This is a genomic window from Kitasatospora papulosa (assembly GCF_000717245.1).
GTDB lineage: Bacteria > Actinomycetota > Actinomycetes > Streptomycetales > Streptomycetaceae > Streptomyces > Streptomyces papulosus.
The window spans coordinates 111,454-124,651 of sequence record NZ_JNYQ01000004.1 but is presented as its reverse complement, the minus strand read 5'-3'; the positions used below and the strand labels follow the sequence as shown (position 1 = coordinate 124,651).

The 13,198-nt window shown below is 70.0% G+C and carries 13 protein-coding genes; 11 read left to right on the top strand and 2 right to left on the bottom strand.

Annotated elements, in window-relative coordinates:
- Nucleotides 1-347: 347 nt before the first annotated feature.
- The 8 genes from IA22_RS0111800 (at nt 348) to IA22_RS0111765 (ending at nt 9,152) form a co-directional block, all read left to right on the top strand.
- Nucleotides 348-1,340 carry an ABC transporter permease gene (locus IA22_RS0111800; RefSeq protein WP_015578812.1) on the top strand — a complete coding sequence of 331 codons (993 nt, stop codon included), beginning with the start codon at nt 348-350 and terminating at the stop codon, nt 1,338-1,340.
- A gap of 44 nt (nt 1,341-1,384) precedes the next feature.
- On the top strand, nt 1,385-3,145 hold the full coding sequence (locus IA22_RS0111795; RefSeq protein ID WP_014153957.1) for an ABC transporter substrate-binding protein: 1,761 nt from the start codon (nt 1,385-1,387) through the stop codon (nt 3,143-3,145).
- Between the two features lie 90 nt (nt 3,146-3,235).
- Complete coding sequence (locus IA22_RS0111790; protein ID WP_014153956.1) at nt 3,236-4,225, top strand: ABC transporter permease; 990 nt, start codon at nt 3,236-3,238, stop codon at nt 4,223-4,225.
- Entirely contained in the window at nt 4,222-5,310 is a 1,089-nt protein-coding gene (locus tag IA22_RS0111785; RefSeq protein ID WP_014153955.1) for an ABC transporter ATP-binding protein, read from the top strand. The genes IA22_RS0111790 and IA22_RS0111785 overlap by 4 nt, the downstream gene beginning before the upstream one ends.
- The gene (locus tag IA22_RS0111780; protein ID WP_030123582.1) at nt 5,307-6,551 is read left to right on the top strand and encodes an ABC transporter ATP-binding protein; all 1,245 of its coding nucleotides are present in this window, start codon (nt 5,307-5,309) and stop codon (nt 6,549-6,551) included. The genes IA22_RS0111785 and IA22_RS0111780 overlap by 4 nt, the downstream gene beginning before the upstream one ends.
- 18 nt (nt 6,552-6,569) lie before the next feature.
- Complete coding sequence (locus IA22_RS0111775) at nt 6,570-7,241, top strand: trimeric intracellular cation channel family protein (RefSeq protein ID WP_014153953.1); 672 nt, start codon at nt 6,570-6,572, stop codon at nt 7,239-7,241.
- Nucleotides 7,242-7,292: 51 nt separating this feature from the next.
- Nucleotides 7,293-8,159 carry a thioesterase family protein gene (locus tag IA22_RS0111770; RefSeq protein WP_014153952.1) on the top strand — a complete coding sequence of 289 codons (867 nt, stop codon included), beginning with the start codon at nt 7,293-7,295 and terminating at the stop codon, nt 8,157-8,159.
- Between the two features lie 21 nt (nt 8,160-8,180).
- On the top strand, nt 8,181-9,152 hold the full coding sequence (locus IA22_RS0111765; RefSeq protein ID WP_014153951.1) for a helix-turn-helix transcriptional regulator: 972 nt from the start codon (nt 8,181-8,183) through the stop codon (nt 9,150-9,152).
- A 103-nt stretch (nt 9,153-9,255) separates the two neighbouring features.
- Here the strand turns inward: IA22_RS0111765 and IA22_RS0111760 are convergent, their stop codons facing one another.
- Entirely contained in the window at nt 9,256-9,879 is a 624-nt protein-coding gene (locus IA22_RS0111760; RefSeq protein WP_014153950.1) for a TetR family transcriptional regulator, read from the bottom strand.
- A gap of 104 nt (nt 9,880-9,983) precedes the next feature.
- Between IA22_RS0111760 and IA22_RS37105 the strand changes: the two genes are divergently transcribed.
- The gene (locus tag IA22_RS37105; RefSeq protein WP_014153949.1) at nt 9,984-10,139 is read left to right on the top strand and encodes a hypothetical protein; all 156 of its coding nucleotides are present in this window, start codon (nt 9,984-9,986) and stop codon (nt 10,137-10,139) included.
- An 18-nt stretch (nt 10,140-10,157) separates the two neighbouring features.
- Nucleotides 10,158-10,496 (top strand): hypothetical protein, encoded by a 339-nt coding sequence (locus tag IA22_RS0111750; RefSeq protein WP_014153948.1) that lies wholly within the window; start codon nt 10,158-10,160, stop codon nt 10,494-10,496.
- Between the two features lie 47 nt (nt 10,497-10,543).
- On the opposite strand, the gene IA22_RS0111745 is transcribed toward IA22_RS0111750, so the two are convergent.
- Nucleotides 10,544-11,137 carry a TetR/AcrR family transcriptional regulator gene (locus IA22_RS0111745; protein ID WP_030123581.1) on the bottom strand — a complete coding sequence of 198 codons (594 nt, stop codon included), beginning with the start codon at nt 11,135-11,137 and terminating at the stop codon, nt 10,544-10,546.
- A gap of 147 nt (nt 11,138-11,284) precedes the next feature.
- Here IA22_RS0111745 and IA22_RS0111740 point away from each other — a divergent pair, with 147 nt between their 5' ends.
- Nucleotides 11,285-13,108, top strand: a complete 1,824-nt coding sequence (locus IA22_RS0111740) for a serine/threonine-protein kinase (RefSeq protein WP_030123580.1) — start codon at nt 11,285-11,287, stop codon at nt 13,106-13,108.
- The last annotated feature ends 90 nt before the right edge of the window (nt 13,109-13,198 follow it).

The following is a 13,198-nucleotide window of genomic DNA, read 5'->3' as shown; positions in this document are numbered from 1 at the left end:
AGCCGTGCGGAACCGCCGAGGGTAATTGGTGGCTTGTTCCATGCAGTTGGGCGTCATGTCCGTAATCACGGATTAGTGACCGAGAGGTCCGCTCACGAAGCATGGTTGTCCGGATAACGGAAGCCCCTTGGCAGCATCACGTTTATGCAAACATTCCCCGTCAGGTCTGGCGGGTGATCGCAAAGTGGTTGAAGACTCCTGGCAGCAGGTGGTCCATGCCCGGCGCGACCCTCTTTCAAACAGGGTCTCTTCGGCCGCACATCGCCACTTGTGTCACATTTCGTAAGAGCCGCTACAGCGGCGGTTCACAGGCCGGCCACCGTCGGCCGAGAGGGGTCTCCAACGCAATGACGGCACCGATCGAGACCACCCGGGCGGACGCGCAGCCCGAGACGGTGCTGGAAGGCGCCGGACGTAAGGAGATCGAGGGCCGTTCGCTCGGCCGAATCGCCTGGACGCGCTTCAAGCGGGACAAGGCCGCGATGGCCGGTGGCATCGTTGTCGTGCTGCTGATCCTCGTCGCGATGCTTTCCAAGCCGCTGCAGTCGCTCCTCGGACTCGACCCCAACGCGTTCAACCAGAGCCTGGTCGACCCGGTCATGCTGGCCCCCAAGGGCTCGCTCGGCGGCATCAGTTGGGACCACCCCCTCGGGGTCGAGCCGCAGACCGGACGCGACATCCTGGCGCGCATCCTCGAAGGCTCCTGGGTCTCCCTCGTGGTCGCCGTCGGCTCCACGCTGCTCTCCGTCGTCATCGGCGTCGTCATGGGCGTCGTGGCCGGGTTCTACGGCGGCTGGGTGGACAGCTTCATCAGCCGGCTGATGGACACCTTCCTCGCCTTCCCGCTGCTCCTCTTCGCGATCTCCATCTCCGCCTCCCTGCAGGGCAACGCCTTCGGGCTGGAAGGGCTCACGCTGCGGATCGCGGTCCTGATCTTCGTGATCGGCTTCTTCAGCTGGCCCTACATCGGCCGTATCGTCCGCGCGCAGACCCTGTCGCTGCGCGAGCGCGAGTTCGTCGAGGCCGCCCGGTCGCTGGGCGCACGCGGCCCGTTCATCCTCTTCCGCGAGCTCCTGCCGAACCTGATCGCGCCGATCCTCGTGTACGCGACGCTGCTGATCCCCACGAACATCCTCTTCGAGGCGTCGCTCTCCTTCCTCGGTGTCGGTATCGCCCCGCCGCAGGCCTCCTGGGGCGGCATGCTCACGCAGGCGGTCGACCTCTACGAGGTGGACCCGATGTTCATGGTCATCCCCGGTATGGCGATCTTCATCACCGTGCTGGCCTTCAATCTGCTGGGGGACGGGCTGCGTGACGCACTCGACCCTCGTGGCAAGTAATCGCGGCATCGCCGCACCGGACTAGCGAGGGGGCTTTCCTCAGCATGCAGAACAGAAAGACAGCAGCGGCCATAGCCGTGGCCGTAGCGGTTTCGCTCGGCGCATCGGCCTGCAGCGGCGGCGACTCGGGCGGTGACAGCAACGGCGGTGGGGGCAACGTCAAGGCTGACGCCGGTCTGACGAGCATCGTCAACGCGACCGACAAGAAGGGGGGAACGGTCACTCTGGAGCACGCGAGCGGCCCGGACTCCCTGGACCCCGGCAACACGTACTACGGCTGGGTGCAGAACTTCTCCCGCCTGTACGGCCGTTCGCTGGTGACCTTCAAGCCGGCCGCCGGCAAGGAGAGCCTGGAGGTCGTTCCCGACCTCGCGACCAGCCTCGGCAAGGCCAGCGACGACGCCAAGACCTGGACGTACACGCTCCGCAAGGGCGTGAAGTACGAGGACGGCACCGAGGTCACCTCGAAGGACGTCAAGTACGCCGTCGAGCGCTCCAACTTCGCGCCGGAGGCCCTGTCCAACGGCCCGACGTACTTCAAGGCCTACCTCGAGGGCGGCGACAAGTACAAGGGTCCGTACAAGGACAAGTCGCCCGAGGGCCTCAAGTCCATCGAGACGCCGGACGACTACACGATCGTCTTCAAGCTCAACAAGCCGTTCGCGGACATGGACTACCTCGCCGCCTTCTCGCAGACCGCTCCGGTCCCGCAGAAGGCCGACACGGGTGCCAGCTACGTCCAGAAGATGGTCTCCTCGGGTCCGTACAAGTTCTCGGCGTACGACGAGAGCAAGGGCGCGACGCTGGTCCGCAACCCGGAGTGGGACCCGAAGTCGGACCCGATCCGCAAGGCGCTGGCCGACAAGGTCGAGCTCAAGTTCAACGTCAACGCGACGACGATCGACGACCACCTTCTCAACGACGCCATCACCGTGGGCGCCGAGGGCACGGGTCTGCAGTCCAAGACCCAGCCCAAGGTCCTGGTCAAGGCCTCCGAGAAGGCCAAGACGGACAACCCGTACGCCGGCGCCCTGCAGTACCTGGCGCTGAACGTCAACGTGAAGCCGTTCGACAACGTCGAGTGCCGCAAGGCCGTCCAGTACGCGGTCGACAAGCAGAGCATGGTCGACTCGATCGGCGGCTCGGTCAAGGGCGACCCGGCCACCACGGTCATCCCCCCGACCGTCGCCGGCTACAAGAAGTTCGACCTGTACCCCTCCGAGGGCAACAAGGGCGACGTCGCCAAGGCCAAGGAGCACCTGACCAAGTGCGGTCAGCCCAAGGGCTTCAAGACCACGCTGACGGCGCGCTCGGACCGTCCTGACGAGATCACCGCCGCCACGCAGCTCCAGGGCAGCCTGAAGGCGATCGGCGTCACCGCCGAGATCAAGCAGTTCCCCGCGGACAAGTACTTCACGGACTTCGCCGGTGTCCCCGAGTGGGTCCACAAGAACAACGCGGGCATGATGATGATGGCCTGGGGTGCCGACTGGCCGACCGGCTTCGGCTTCCTCGACCAGATCGTGAACGGATCGGCCATCAAGCCGTCCGGTGGCACGAACCTGATGGAGCTCGACGACAAGGCGATCAACGAGCTCCTCGTCAAGGGCATCGGCACCGTCGACACCACGGCGCGCAACGCCACGTGGGGCGAGGTCGACCAGAAGGTCATGGAGAACGCCTCGGTCGTTCCGCTCTTCTACCGCAAGAACCTGCTCTACCGCCCGGACTCCGCGGCGAACGTCACGGTCACGGACGCGTACCTCGGCATGTACGACTACGTGCTGATGACGTCCACCAAGTAACACCTGTTCATCGACAGCATCCCCTGAAAGGCAGGTGAAGGCGCCGGGCCGGCGGGCGTACCCCGTCCGCCCGCCCGGCGCCGCACGGCTGTGGCTGCGTACATCATTCGACGCGTATTCGCCGCGGTGTTGCTGCTGCTGGTGGTCAGCGCAGTCACATTCGCGATCTTCTTCCTGGTGCCCCGCCTCGGCGGTCAGACCCTCGACTCGATGGCGGCCCAGTACGTCGGGAAGAGTCCCGACCCCGACGTCATCGCCGCGGTCAAGAAGAACCTGGGGCTCGACCAGCCCCTCTACCTGCAGTACTGGAACTTCGTGAAGGGCATCGTCGTCGGCGCGGACTACCAGTTCGGCCCCGACCCGGTGACCTGCAACGCCCCCTGCTTCGGCTACTCCTTCAAGACCCACACCGAGATCTGGCCGCAGCTCGTCGACCGTGTCCCGGTCACCCTGTCGCTGGCCGTCGGTGCCGCCGTCATCTGGGTCGTCTCCGGTGTCGCGATCGGTGTCGTCTCCGCGCTGAAGCGGGGCTCGTTCTTCGACCGCATGTCCATGGGCGTCGCCCTCGCCGGTGTCTCGCTGCCGATGTTCTTCACCGGCCTCGTCGTGCTGGCCCTGTTCGGCAACGGGGAGTACGTACCGTTCGCCGACAGTCCCCTGGAGTGGGCGGGCAGCCTGGTCCTGCCCTGGTGCACGCTCGCCCTGCTGTACTCCGCGCTCTACGCCCGGCTCACCCGGGCGGGGATGCTGGAGACGATGGGCGAGGACTACATCAGAACCGCGCGGGCCAAGGGCCTCAAGGAGCGCAAGGTGGTCGTCAAGCACGGCCTGCGCTCCGCGCTCACCCCGCTCGTCACCATCTTCGGCATGGACTTCGCACTGCTGCTCGGCGGCGCGGTCATCACCGAGCGGGTCTTCTCCTTCCAGGGACTCGGTGCCTTCGCCATCCAGGGCGTCACCACCGCCGACCTGCCCAAGGTGATGGGCGTGACCCTGGTCGCGGCCTTCTTCATCGTCATCTGCAACCTGCTGGTGGACCTCGTGTACGCCGCGATCGACCCCCGGGTGAGGCTCTCATGAGCGACGCAATCAAGAAGGACTCCCCGGCGGCGGACACCGTTCCCGCGCAGAGGACCGGCGACGACAAGGAATTCCTGTCCGTACGCAACCTCAGCGTCCACTTCGACACCGACGACGGGCTGGTCAAGTCCGTCGACGGCGTCAGCTTCGACCTGAAGGCCGGCCAGACCCTCGGCATCGTCGGCGAGTCCGGCTCCGGCAAGTCCGTGACCTCGCTGGGGATCATGGGGCTCCACACCTCGGAGCGTGCCCGGATCGGCGGTGAGATCTGGCTCGACGGCGAGGAGCTCATCGGCGCCGGCCCCGAGCGCGTGCGCGCGCTCCGCGGCCAGAAGATGGCCATGATCTTCCAGGACCCGCTGTCCGCCCTGCACCCGTACTACAGCATCGGCGCGCAGATCGTGGAGGCCCACCGGGTCCACAACAAGGTCGACAAGAAGGCCGCGAAGAAGCGCGCGATCGAGATGCTCGACCGCGTGGGGATCCCCGAGCCGCACCGCCGGTACGAGGACTACCCGCACCAGTTCTCCGGCGGCATGCGCCAGCGCGCGATGATCGCGATGGCCCTGGTCAACAACCCGCAGCTGCTCATCGCGGACGAGCCGACGACCGCCCTCGACGTCACCGTCCAGGCGCAGATCCTCGACCTGATCCGCGACCTGCAGAAGGAGTTCGGCTCCGCGGTCGTCATGATCACCCACGACCTCGGTGTCGTCGCTGAGATCGCGGACAACCTGCTCGTGATGTACGCGGGACGCTGCATCGAGCGCGGCAGCGCCGAGAAGGTGTTCTACGAGCCCCAGCACCCGTACACCTGGGGCCTGCTCGGCTCGATGCCCCGCATCGACCGCGAGCAGACCGACCGGCTCATCCCGGTCAAGGGCTCCCCGCCCAGCCTCATCAACGTCCCGTCGGGCTGCGCCTTCCACCCGCGCTGCCCGTACGCCGACGTCCCGCCGGACAACATCACCCGCACCGAGCGTCCGGAGCTGCAGCAGGTCAGCGACGGGCACTACTCCGCGTGCCACATGTCGCGTGAGCAGCGCGACCGTATCTGGACCGAAGAGATTGCGCCGAAGCTGTGACTGATCCGAACAAGAAGACTCCCGTGTCTTCCGAGGCCAGGCCCGACGGGTCCGAGCCGCTCCTCAAGGTCGACGGCCTCGTCAAGCACTTCCCGATCACCAAGGGTGTGCTGAAGCGCAAGGTCGGCGCGGTCCAGGCCGTGGACGGGCTCACCTTCGACGTACGTCCGGGCGAGACCCTGGGCGTCGTCGGCGAGTCGGGATGCGGCAAGTCGACCATGGGCCGACTGGTGACCCGGCTGCTGGAGCCGACCGGCGGCAAGGTCGAGTTCCAGGGGCGCGACATCACCCACATGTCGGCCGGGAAGCTGCGCCCGATGCGCCGCGACATCCAGATGATCTTCCAGGACCCGTACGGCTCGCTGAACCCGCGCCACACGGTCGGCGGGATCGTCGGCACCCCCTTCCGGCTCCAGGGCGTCAAGCCCGAGGGCGGCGTGAAGGCGGAGGTCCAGCGGCTCCTGGAGCTGGTGGGGCTCAACCCCGAGCACTACAACCGCTACCCGCACGAGTTCTCCGGCGGCCAGCGCCAGCGCATCGGCATCGCGCGCGCGCTCGCACTGAAGCCGAAGCTGGTCGTCGCCGACGAGCCGGTCTCGGCACTGGACGTGTCGATCCAGGCCCAGGTGGTGAACCTGCTGGACGACCTCCAGGACGAGCTCGGGCTCACGTACATGATCATCGCGCACGACCTGTCGGTCATCCGCCATGTCTCGGACCGGATCGCGGTCATGTACCTCGGCAAGATCGTGGAGCTCGCGGACCGTACGTCGCTGTACGAGGCGCCGATGCACCCGTACACCACGGCGCTCATGTCGGCCGTCCCGGTCCCGGACCCGCGCAGGCGCGGAGCCAAGAGCGACCGCATCCTGCTCAAGGGCGACGTGCCGTCGCCGATCTCGCCGCCTTCGGGCTGCCGCTTCCACACCCGGTGCTGGAAGGCCACGCAGATCTGCAAGACGACCGAACCGCCGCTGCTCCAGCTGAAGACCGGGCATCAGGTGGCGTGCCACCACCCGGAGAACGGCGAGGACCAGGCACCCGGGGACGCGCCGCTCGTCGCGGACGTCATCACCGTGAAGTCGGTGGGCGCGGGCGCGCCGGAGCCGGCAGCGGCCGCGCAGGCGGAGAAGCCCGTCGCCTCGGAGGAGCCGGAGGAGAGCGCCGAGTCCGCCTCCGTACCCGACGGCAAGGGCGCCGTGGCCCCGTCCGCCGATGCGGAGGACGAGCCGAAGAAGTAGTACGGGCACAATTGCCCGGTGCTCAACGAACTCTTCACCCCCTCCGTCCAGCATGCCCTCGACATCGTCGGAATCTTCGTCTTCGCGATCTCGGGAGCCCTGCTCGCCGTCCGCAAGAACTTCGATGTCTTCGGCATCGCGGTCCTCGCCGAGGTGACAGCGCTGGGCGGAGGGATTTTCCGTGACGTGATGATCGGTGCCGTACCCCCGGCGGCCTTCACGGATCTCGGCTACTTCCTGACCCCGCTGATCGCCGCCGGCCTCGTGTTCTTCCTGCATCCGCACGTCGAACGCATCCAGGTCGGCGTCAACGTCTTCGACGCGGCGGGACTCGGTCTCTTCTGCGTGGCCGGGACGGTCAAGGCCTACGAGTACGGCCTCGGCCTCACCTCGTCCGCCGCCCTCGGCCTGGCCACCGCGGTCGGCGGCGGCGTCCTGCGCGACGTCCTGGCCAACGAGGTGCCCTCGCTGCTGCGCTGGGACCGGGACCTGTACGCGGTCCCCGCGATCGTCGGAGCCGTCATGGTGGTGCTCTGCATCAGGTTCGAGACGCTCAACGCCTACACCAGCGGTGCCGCCGCACTCGCCGCGTTCGTCCTGCGGCTCCTGGCCATGCGCTTCCACTGGAGGGCACCGCGGGCCTGGAACCGACGCTCGGCCAGGGCCGAGGAGAACGCGGCCGTCATCTGACCGGAACAATAAGCTACCGCTCAGTAATACGATCGGTGTACCGTGCGTGCCATGGCACAGGCAGCAGCGCAGGAGTCGCGCGCGGTACAGGCGACCATCGGTGACAGCGAGTTCGACCGTGACACCGCGGTCACGCTCCGGGAGGAGGGCGTCTACGACGCCGAGCTCTCCGCGGGCTGGACGATCATCCACGCGGTCAACGGCGGCTACCTCCTCGCCCTGCTCGGCCGCGCGCTCGGCGAGGCGCTGCCGCACTCCGACCCCTTCTCGGTCTCCGCGCACTACCTCACCGCCTCGGTCCCCGGCCCGGCCGTGATCCGTACGCAGGTGGTCCGGACCGGCCGTACGCTCTCCACCGGCGAGGCCTCGCTCTTCCAGTTCGCCGAGGACGGCACGGAGATCGAGCGCATCCGGGTGCTGGCCACCTACGGCGACCTGGACGGCCTGAGTGACGACATCCGTACGTCGGCCGAGCCCCCGGCGTTCCCGCCCCTGGAACAGTGCCTCGGAACGAGCGACGGCGCGTCGGTGATCCCCGGCAGCTCCGCCATCACCGAACGGCTGGACATCAAGCTCGACCCCGCGACGGTCGGCTGGGCCGTCGGCGCACCGTCGGGCAAGGGCGAGATGCGGGGCTGGTTCGGCCTGGCGGACGGCCGCGACGCCGATCCCCTCTCGCTGCTCCTCACCGTGGACGCCCTGCCGCCCACCTCCTTCGAGCTGGGACTGAAGGGCTGGACGCCCACCGTCGAGCTCACCGCCCACATCCGCTGCCGGCCGGCCCCGGGGCCGCTGCGTGTCTCCATCACCACCCGGAATCTCGCGGGAGGCTTCCTGGAGGAGGACGCGGACGTGTGGGACAGCGCCGGCCGCCTCGTCGCACAGTCCCGCCAGCTGGCCCGCGCACCCCGCGGCTGACCCCCGCGCCATGATGGTGCGGTGAAGTCCGACCGGCTGCTCTCCATCCTCCTGCTGCTCCAGACCCGCGGCACGGTTCCGGCCGGCGAGCTGGCCGAGCGCCTCGAAGTCTCCGTACGCACCATCTACCGGGACGTCGAGGCGCTGTCGGCGTCCGGTGTGCCCGTGTACGCGGAGCGGGGGCGCAACGGGGGCATCGCGCTGCTGCCGGGCTTCCGTACCGATGTCACCGGGCTCACCGCCGACGAGGCGCGCGCCCTGTTCGTCCTTGCCGCGCAGGGAGCGCACGCCGCCCTCGGGCTGGACGCCGCTCTGGCCTCCGCCCTGCGCAAGGTGATGGCCGCCCTCCCCGCCCCGCACCGGCCCGCGGCCGAACAGACCAGCCGCCGCATCCTGGTGGACCCGGTCCGCTGGATGAGCGGTCCCCGTGCCGCCGTCGACGTGGAGGAGCTGCACGACGCGGTCTTCGCCGACCGGCGGCTCCTGCTCCACTACCGGCACAGCGGCACGGAGACTCCCCGCGCCCACACCGTCGATCCCTACGGCCTCGTGGTGAAGGCGGGCGTCTGGTATCTGATCGCCGACCTGGAAGGCGTGCCGCGCCTCTTCCGTGCCGACCGGGTGAAGCGGGCCGTGCTCACCCAGGAGCCCGTGGTGCGCAGGGCAGGCGTGGAGCCCGCCGACGTCTGGGAGGAGCTGCGCCGTCAGGTCGAGGAGCGGCCGGGCGACGTGCGGCTCCGGGTGCGCGTGCACCGTTCCCGGCTGGACCTCTTCGTACGCCTCCACACGGGGGTGCTGACCGGCAGGCCGGAGCCGGAGGGTGATTCCGCGGGGGAGTGGCTGCTGGCCGAGCTCGCCGTACCGGAACTCGCCTGGGCGCGGTCCCTGCTCTCCTTCGGCCCGAACCTCGAAGTGCTGTCGCCCCCGGAGGCACGCCGCGTGCTCGCCGAGGCCGCGGCGGCGGTCACACGGCTGTACGCGGAGAACGGGTGAGGGCGACGGGCGCGTCCCCCACGACCAGGTGCCCCGCCCCTTCGGCCGGCCGGAGTCCCGCGGGGGCCGAGCCGGGCCGGCTCATGGCCGCGGGTCGACACACCTAGGGCGTGTCCAGCCAGTGGGCCCGGCCCAGCGTGACCAGACGCAGCCTGCGCCGCGCCACCCGGACGACCTCCTGCTCGCCGTCCGGACCGGCGTCCAGCAGGGCCGACGCGGTGAGCACCATGTGGTCGACGTACAGCCCGCCCAGCATCAGCAGGTCCTCCCGGTCCCAGCCCTCCGACTCGGGCTCGGCGGACAGGACTTCGGCGACCTCCTCGGCGAAGCCGCGCAGCTGGGCGGCGATGGCCTCGCGCACCTGTCCCACACCGCCGTGCTGTTCGCGGGCGATGAACCGGAAGTGGGCCGGCTGGGCGGTGACATGACGCGCTATCAGTCCGACGCTGCGGTCGAGTCGCTCCTCGCTGTCCCCCGTGTCCGCGAGGATCGCGCCGATCATGCCGTGCAGACTGCCCAGGGTCTCCTCGACGAGGGCGACGCCCAGTGCGGCGGTGTCGTCGAAGTGGCGGTAGAAGGCGGTCGGGGTCACTCCGACGGCGCGCGTCACCTCACGCAGGCCCAGGCTGCTCAGGCTCTGATGCTCCAGCAGTTCCAGTGACGCGTCGAGCAACGCCTGACGCGTCTTCAGCTTCTGGGCCTGGCGGATGCCGATGGTGTGACTCATGCCATTCAGTAAACAACCGTTCTCCGGGCCTCGGAAGGGCCAAAGGGTTTAGACTTGCGAGTCAGTGAACAGTCGTACTCTCAAAGCTCGCAGAAAGGCCGGACATGTTGGTCCTCGTCGCCGCCCTGCTCCTGCTGGGGGTCGTCCTCGGAGCGGTCGCACACCTTCCGCTCCCCGTGGCCCTGGCCGCCGCGGCCGTGATCGGCCTCTGGCTGGCGGTCTTCGGCCTACGTGAACGCCTCGCCCGCCGCACCCGCTGACGCGAAGGAGCCCACACCATGGCACTCACCACCGCACGCACCGCGCCGCGCGACGCCCGCGCCGCCGACGCCTCCCCGGCCCCGTCCGACGGCAGCCGCCCGGCCGCGACCCGTGAGCCCGGGCGTGAGGCCGACGGGCTCGCCGTCGCCTCGTTCGTCCTCGGGCTGCTCGGTCTCCTGGTGATGAACATCCTGCTCGGGCCGGTCGCCGTCGTCATGGCGGTCATCGCGCTCGCCCGCCGCACCTCCCGCCGTGGCCGCGCCCTGCTCGGACTGGCCCTCGGCATCGCAGACCTGGTGGTCCTGGCCGTGCTGGTCACGGTCAACGGCACCGTCTCCTGGGGCCTTGCGGGCTGACCCCGCCCCCCTTCCGGCGCGGCACTCGCCGGCCGATCCCCCCGGTCCTACGCGCGGACCGACCGCCAGATCTGCTCGGGCAGGAGGCGCGCGGCCTCGTCGAGATCGACGTCGTCGATGCCCGACAACGACCGGCGGGCGACCGCGACGACCGGGCCCAGCACCAGCGACTCGATCAACGGGAGCGGAAGCGGCGCCAGTTCGCCTGAGTCCACGCCCTGCCGTATCCAGAGCGCCACTTCGGAGACCCTCGCCTCCTGGGCGTCCCGGAACTCCCTGCCCCGCGCCATGCCCTTGCGGTCGGCCAGGGGGGAATGCAGGAGCAGTGCGGGTCCCCGGTGCTCCTGGACGAAGGCCAGATAGGCCTCCACGGCGCCGGCGATGCCCGCACGCGCCGTGCCGGCGTTCCGGAGGGCCTTGGTCAACTCGCCCAGCAGCCTGTCCAGCCAGCGGTGGCTGAGCGCGCCTATCAGCCCGTCGAGGCTGCCGAAGTGGTGGTAGAGGCTGCCCAGGCTGACGCCGCTGGTGCGGACGACCGCGCTGACCGTGAGGCCCTGCTCGCCCGACTCGACGAACACGCGCAGTGCGGCGTCCAGGAGCAGATCGGAAGTGACCTCGCCGCGGTGCTGCTTGGGGCTCATCGAGTGGCCGTCCCTGTGGTTCGTGAGGCGGGTCTCTTCCGCGGTGAATTTCTGGAGTGATTTTCTAGAAGACGCTTCCGCTTCCAGTATCCACTGGTCAGACTTCCCGAGGAACGCATGTGACGTGTCACGGGGGAGAGTGTGGGCGTGCCGGACCTGAAGGGCAGCGGAGCCAGGCCGCTGGAGGCGGATGATCCCGGGCAGATCGGCGGGATTCCGCTCGCAGGCCGGCTCGGCGCCGGCGGGATGGGCCGTGTCTACCTCGGCGTCCACGAGGGGCGGTGGGTCGCGGTCAAGCAGGTGCTGCCCTCGATCGCGGGTGAGGACCAGGACTTCGTCCGCCGCTTCGGGCACGAGCTGGACAACCTCGCCCGGCTTCCCGCGGAGGCCACCGCCCCGCTGATCGCCAGCGACCGCGACGCGAGGCCGCCGTGGCTCGCCACGGCGTACGTCCCCGGGCTCACCCTGAGCGAGGCGCTCGCGCGGCACAAGAGGCCGCTGCCCGCGGAAGCCGTGTGGCTGCTGTTGCGTGAGGCCGCCAAGGGACTGGTCCCGGTGCACGGCCTCGGCATGGTGCACCGGGATCTCAAGCCGTCGAACGTCATGCTGACGGTCGAGGGCGCCACGGTCATCGACTTCGGTGTGGCCCGTGCCACGGACCAGAGCCAGCTGACCAGAAGCGGCATGGTGGTCGGTACCCCCGCCTACATGGCTCCCGAACAGGCCACGACGAAGCGTGACCTGACCGGCGCCGCCGACGTGTTCGCCCTGGGTTCGGTCATCGCCTACGCGGCCGGCGGCAGCCCGCCCTTCGGCGAGGAGTCCGGGCCCGCGGTGCTCTACCGCATCGTGCACGAGCAGCCCGACCTCGAAGCGGTGCGCACGCTCGACCCCGCGCTCGCCGATGTCGTCGCCGCCTGTCTCGACAAGGACGCCGAGGCACGTCCCACGGCGTCCGAACTGGTGCGGCGGGCCACGGAGCACGGGCCCTTCGCGGCCCCTTTGTGGCCGGACTCCATCAGGGGCGACCTCGTGGCGAAGGCCGCCTTCGCGGCCCACGTCCAGGAGATCGAGCTGCCCCCGCCCCCGTCCGTGGAGACTCTGCGGCTGGGGCGGAAGGCCGAGGCCCGCCCGACGTCCGAGCGGAGGCGGCGCACCCGCGTCCTCTTCGCCGTCGTACCGGTCGTCGTGGCCGTGGGCGGAGCGACGCTCGCCTTCCAGCTGCTGCCCTACACCTTCGGCGCGGACGACCACATGGCCGGCGGGCCGTCGGCCGGTTCCTCCGCCCCGGCCGTTCCCGGAGTCTCCTCCTCGGGTGCGAGTCCGTCCGGCTCCGCGTCACCGGGGAAGTCGCCGACGGACGGGGAGAAGGGCGACGAGGACGAGGACGCGGGGAGGGCGGACGAGCCCGCCGGCCGCGCTTCCGCTCCGGCCCCGGGAACCGGCGGCACGGCGGGCGGTCCCCAGGACGGCTCCGGTGGATCCGGTGCGGCGGGCGGCTCGGGTACGTCGGGCGGCTCCGGCTCCTCGGGCGGGTCCGGCTCCGCCGCCTCCGGCGGGTCCGGCTCCTCGGGCGGGTTCACCGCGTCCGGCGGGGCCGGCTCCGGGGGCACCGCACCCGCCGGGAACCACCGCTATCGCAACGGCGGCAACGGCAAGTGTCTCGTCGGCGCGTTCAACGGCTACCCGACCACCGGGGACTGCGACGGGTCCGGTTCCGTCTGGGGCGTCCGGGCCGTGTCCGGCGGGGCCTTCCAGCTCGTCCACGAGTCGGGTAGGACGTGCCTCACCGCGGGCGCCGGGGGGATCCTGCTGCTCTCGTGCAACGAGGACGCCTCACGCCGCTGGCGCGCGGGGGCGGGAGGCACGCTGGTGAGCGTCGGCACCGGCGGCTGCCTCGGAGTGGGGAACGGCGGCCTCGCGGCGAGCGGCTGCTCCGGAGCGGCGTCGCAGCGCTGGACGGCCCTCTGAGCGCCGCGAGGAGCCGCGGGTGTGACCGGGGCCGGTGCTCCCCCCCCCCCGGCCGTGACGGACCGGAGCCGGGGGCGCCGGGCGCCGCCC